The 3,976-nt window shown below is 63.6% G+C and carries 5 protein-coding genes and 3 pseudogenes; 5 read left to right on the top strand and 3 right to left on the bottom strand.

Features of this window, described 5'->3' with window-relative positions; genetic code table 11:
* Window positions 1–194 (top strand): annotated as a pseudogene (locus tag MOX02_RS31960) (hypothetical protein); the annotation flags it as partial.
* Window positions 195–236: 42 nt separating this feature from the next.
* Window positions 237–566 (top strand): hypothetical protein, encoded by a 330-nt coding sequence (locus MOX02_RS29730; RefSeq protein ID WP_147029365.1) that lies wholly within the window; start codon window positions 237–239, stop codon window positions 564–566.
* Window positions 567–758: 192 nt separating this feature from the next.
* On the opposite strand, the gene MOX02_RS29725 is transcribed toward MOX02_RS29730, so the two are convergent.
* Together MOX02_RS29725 and MOX02_RS29720 are read right to left on the bottom strand one after the other, a co-directional pair.
* Window positions 759–1,226, bottom strand: a complete 468-nt coding sequence (locus tag MOX02_RS29725; RefSeq protein WP_147029364.1) for a Ros/MucR family transcriptional regulator — start codon at window positions 1,224–1,226, stop codon at window positions 759–761.
* A 313-nt stretch (window positions 1,227–1,539) separates the two neighbouring features.
* Entirely contained in the window at window positions 1,540–2,016 is a 477-nt protein-coding gene (locus MOX02_RS29720) for a tyrosine-type recombinase/integrase (RefSeq protein ID WP_147029363.1), read from the bottom strand.
* On the opposite strand from MOX02_RS29720, the gene MOX02_RS29715 reads away from it, so the two are divergent.
* Window positions 2,015–2,224, top strand: coding sequence for a MucR family transcriptional regulator (locus MOX02_RS29715; RefSeq protein WP_147029362.1), 210 nt, complete (start codon window positions 2,015–2,017; stop codon window positions 2,222–2,224). The genes MOX02_RS29720 and MOX02_RS29715 overlap by 2 nt on opposite strands.
* Window positions 2,225–2,286: 62 nt before the next feature.
* Window positions 2,287–2,610 (top strand): annotated as a pseudogene (locus MOX02_RS29710) (transposase); the annotation flags it as partial.
* A 373-nt stretch (window positions 2,611–2,983) separates the two neighbouring features.
* Here MOX02_RS29710 and MOX02_RS29705 read toward each other — a convergent pair.
* Window positions 2,984–3,661: an HD domain-containing protein gene (locus tag MOX02_RS29705; protein ID WP_210250426.1), complete on the bottom strand. Its 678-nt coding sequence runs from the start codon at window positions 3,659–3,661 to the stop codon at window positions 2,984–2,986.
* Between the two features lie 124 nt (window positions 3,662–3,785).
* Between MOX02_RS29705 and MOX02_RS29700 the strand changes: the two are divergent.
* Window positions 3,786–3,976: pseudogene (locus MOX02_RS29700) on the top strand (AraC family transcriptional regulator); the annotation flags it as partial.

Here is a 3,976-nt window from a genome sequence, read left to right as displayed (position 1 = left end):
CCCTAGGCACGCAGGCTAGATCCGGCATCTGGAGAGCGATGATGGGAAGCATTTCGGAGGACGTCCTGTTCGCCGCCGACGCGGACGTCCTCGTGGTTCCTCCTCCCCGATCCGATGCCGTGCTGAGGAAGTCCTCTCTGATTCCCGTCCGGCGGCCGCGTCACTGGGTGCAGACCCGGCCGGCGCTCAACTAGCCGAAGCGCCGGCGACTGCGCGGTCTGCCCGATCTTCCGAACTTGCCGCAGCCCGCCGGCCTTCCTGGGACAGGCTCTTTCGGTGCTCCGTGGAAGGACGCCTTCGGCGAACGCCGGCTGGGTCAGGCTGTGCCAGCAGGGCATGACGTCGAAGCAAGCGTGCGTCGGACGCCGTTCGTCGATCCTTGTTCCGTGAAGCGCCCCTCCGGTCGATGGATGCAGACGGTGGCGATCGACGAACTGGGTATGGAATTGCATCGCCGCAATCCTTCCGTCGTCGTGCAAAGGTCGAAAATGGTCCTGGAAATCCGCATTGCGCGGCAAAGCGCGCGGAAATCGATCGGATCGCATAAAAGTACTTCGTCGAATTGAACGCGGCGACGATCTACTTCAGCCGCGAGGGGAAACGTTCCGGTGCACGGGTAACATCGATACCGTGCCGTCGGGCTGCGCGACGGTTTTGCAGGAGCCGAGCCCATACTGTCGGACGACCGCGAATGCCTCATCCGTTCGCATCTATGAACCGGATGTGCAGCATTCCCCAAGGCCGTCCGACAGCGCCGATCACTCGGCTGCGGCTGACTCGCGTTCCGACGTCAGGTCCTCCTGCGACCGTCCTCCTGTCCGGCCGAGGCCGAGGGATCGTGCGATTTCGGAGCGCTTCGAAGCATAGTTGGCGGCGACCATCGGGTAGTCGCTGGGCAGGCCGTAGCGCTGGCGGTAGCTGTGCGGATCGTGCCCGTGCGTCGAGAGATGGCGCTTGAGTGTTTTGTAGGGACTGCCGTCGATGAAGGAGATCAGTGCATCCGGCGTGATCGACTTGCGGATCTGGGCGGGCGTAGCCTTCTCCAGTTCGGCGGACGTCTCCGGTGCGCCGCTGTATGTCGTGAGGCCTTTTATCGCGGCATGGACGCAGGCGATGAGCGCGGGCAGTTGGGTGTAGGGCAGAGGGTTGTTGGTTACGAATGCTGAGACGATATCACGCGTCAGTCCGATAAACTCGGTTTCGTCTCGATCCTTTAGTCCAGACATTTGGATCTCCTTTTCCAACCCTTCGGTAGGGAAGCGTCGATTTATCGGAAAGAATTATTAAATCAAGCTTCCGGCTGGCGGACAGCTTAGGACAAGGGCAAGATCAATTTTCTTGAATCCTCGCCAAGCTGACCTAGCCGGCTGGTGCGAGCAGACGAGGATGCGTTGGCGCTGCACAGCCTTTCGGTAACGCCGCTCGAGCTGCGACGATGGTCCGAGTGTCGTGTTCGAGGGGAGGGCGGTTCGCAGTCAGGCTTACTCCAGCCGTTCATAGACCGAGTCCGCGCCCAGGATGTTTCGCGAGAAGCTTCGCTCACTGGACGTAGCCGTGCATGGTCTTGAGGTCGCGGTGCCGCGAATGCCCCATGATCGCAGCGTCTCGTGCGCCAGCCCGATACGCCTCGGTGATGAACCCGGCTCGAAAGCCGTGCGCTGAGAGACGTTCCCGCGGACCTGCCGACAGGCCGGCTTCCTTGGACCGCTTCTTGACGATCCGCCCGATCGAGTCCGGATGCAGGTCGGCCTCGCAGACCATGCCGTCTGCGCGGATCGCGCGGAAGACGAAGCCGTCGCTCGGCGCAGCCAGAAGCCAGCGGCGCAGCGCCCGCACCGGACAGATGTCCGGGTGCTCTCCGGACGGTATCGCAACCACTGTTCCTTCGCGCTCCTGATCGCTCTTCGAGGCCGGGAGGAAGCCGCGTAGGCCATCCTCCGCAAACGCGAGATCCACCGCCCGGATCGCAGCAAGCTCGGATCGGCGGAATGCGCCTGCGAACGCAACGAGGAACATGGCCCGGTCGCGCAGGCTGGAAGAAGCAAGGAACAATCACATCGATCTGACGGTCGACATCGTCTCCGCCTACCTGTCCAACAATCACGCATCCGTCGCCGACCTGCCGGGGCTGATCGCCTGCGTGCATGCAGCTGTTTCAGGTCTGACTCAGACCCAGGAGACCAGCGAGCCGCAGCTCAAGCTTGTTCGCCGTCGGCACTCGTGAGACAGACTGAGGGCCTTCGCGAACGGAGGATGGCTGGTTCATCGTAGCCCTGAGGCAAGACGATGAAGCAGACATCCGGGCTGGCACGGAAGCCGGCAGAAGCCGTGATCAAAGACATCCGTCGGGCCACCCGCCGGCAGTTCTCGGCCGAGGAGAAGATCCGCATCCTGCTGGACGGCCTGCGCGGCGAGGACAGCATCGCCGAGCTGTGGGGGCGCGAGGGTATCGCTTCCTCGATGTACTACGGCTGGTCCAAGGAGTTCTTGGAGGCCGGCAAGAAGCGGCTGACCGGCGACACGGCGCGGGCGGCGACCGCCGACGAGGTGCGGGACCTGCGCCGTGAGGCGGGTGCGCTCAAGGAGGTAGTGGCCGATCTCCTCCTGGATGTTGTCAGCGACGGCATTTCCGGGCGCGATGATCGGCTTCCTGTTCGGGATCGCGGTCGCCTTCTTCGTCGCGCCGCCGACATTTCTCTAGGAGGCGGCCGCGCGCGCCGCCGGCACGTCGCTCGCGCTCCATCAGATCGTCCACAGGCTGGCGGCACTCTACAGAATGGTCGTCCTGCTCGCCGCGCGCGAGACTTATCGTGCGAGCACGAAGGGCGAGACCGGTGCCATGCGCCTTTCAGCGGCAAGGGCGCTTCTGCTGATCGCACTGCCCCTGATCGCGTGGCTGTCCTCGCGAGCGTTGATCCACGCTTGGTCCTGATGCGGTTGCCCCGTGCTCGTGCCGTCTCGGCGTGAGAACCACAGCCGCGGCTTAGCCGTGTCCGCCGCAGCCACATCCTGGCGCATGCGCGCCGTTCGGCCAGCGCGAGTTCCGGATGACGCTGCAGAAATTTCCCTTGCGGAAGGCCGGCTCCTTGTCGGCAATGACATCGGCCTTGACGTTGCCGAACGTGGTAGCCGGCTTGTGCTTGATGGCGTCATAGAAGGCTTGGATGATGTCCTCCTTGAAGTCCGGCGTGCGCGGATAGGCCGACACAACCGCCTCGCGCTCGGCGTCGGAATAGTCGCCATACGTCAAGCCGAGCACGTCCATCTCGACACCGGCCGTCACTAGAGCGACGACTGGATGCATGTGGACCGGAATGCCGGGTGTGGTGTGCAGTGCGATGGCGGTCCAGACCGTGTAAACGTCTGCCTCCGGCACGCCGTATGCCTTCAGGAAACGGCGAGCGGCGTTGGCGCCGTCGACCTCGAAGCGCTCGTCGATGCTCCCGTAGTTCGGCATCAGGCCGAGATCGTGGAACATGGCGCCCGCGTAGAGAAGCTCCCGATCGAAGCTCAGATTACGGCGTTTGCCGGCAAGAGCCCCGAACAGATAGACGCGGGTCGAATGGTTGAAGAGCAGTTCGGTCTCGTTGTCGCGAACGAACTCGGTGACGGCACGGGCAAGCTGGCTATCGGGGATGGCGGCCTCGGACCTGATGCTCACGGTCAAATCTCCTTGGTGAGAGTGCCCCAATGGGGTATGGCGCTGTAAGTGCGGCAGCAATCGCTGGATCCAGACGATCTCTGCCAATCGCAAGGCAGGGACGGACAGGAGATTCCGAGCGGTCATGCAGAGGGTCGCGGTTCTTGCCCTGCCGGGCGTACAGCTGCTCGACGTGGCGGGTCCGCTCGACGTCTTCGCAGAGGCGAACACTCAGGCTGGAGCCGAGATCTACGAACTCGTCGTTGTCGGCACCGCTCCCGGTCCGATCGAGACCTCCTCGGGCCGTCGTCTGGTCACGGACATCGTGCTGGGGAA

Source organism: Methylobacterium oxalidis, assembly GCF_007992195.1.
Taxonomy (GTDB): Bacteria; Pseudomonadota; Alphaproteobacteria; order Rhizobiales; family Beijerinckiaceae; genus Methylobacterium; species Methylobacterium oxalidis.
The sequence above is the reverse complement of the archived record's forward strand: the minus strand, read 5'-3'. Positions and strand labels throughout refer to the sequence as shown.

What these genes read in the sequence shown, in the direction of transcription:
- MOX02_RS29725 (WP_147029364.1), bottom strand. Translation starts at nt 1,226, where the DNA reads ATGTCTGGACTAAAGGATCGAGACGAAACCGAGTTTATCGGACTGACG.
- MOX02_RS29720 (WP_147029363.1), bottom strand. Translation starts at nt 2,016, where the DNA reads ATGTTCCTCGTTGCGTTCGCAGGCGCATTCCGCCGATCCGAGCTTGCT.
- MOX02_RS29715 (WP_147029362.1), top strand. Translation starts at nt 2,015, where the DNA reads ATGGCCCGGTCGCGCAGGCTGGAAGAAGCAAGGAACAATCACATCGAT.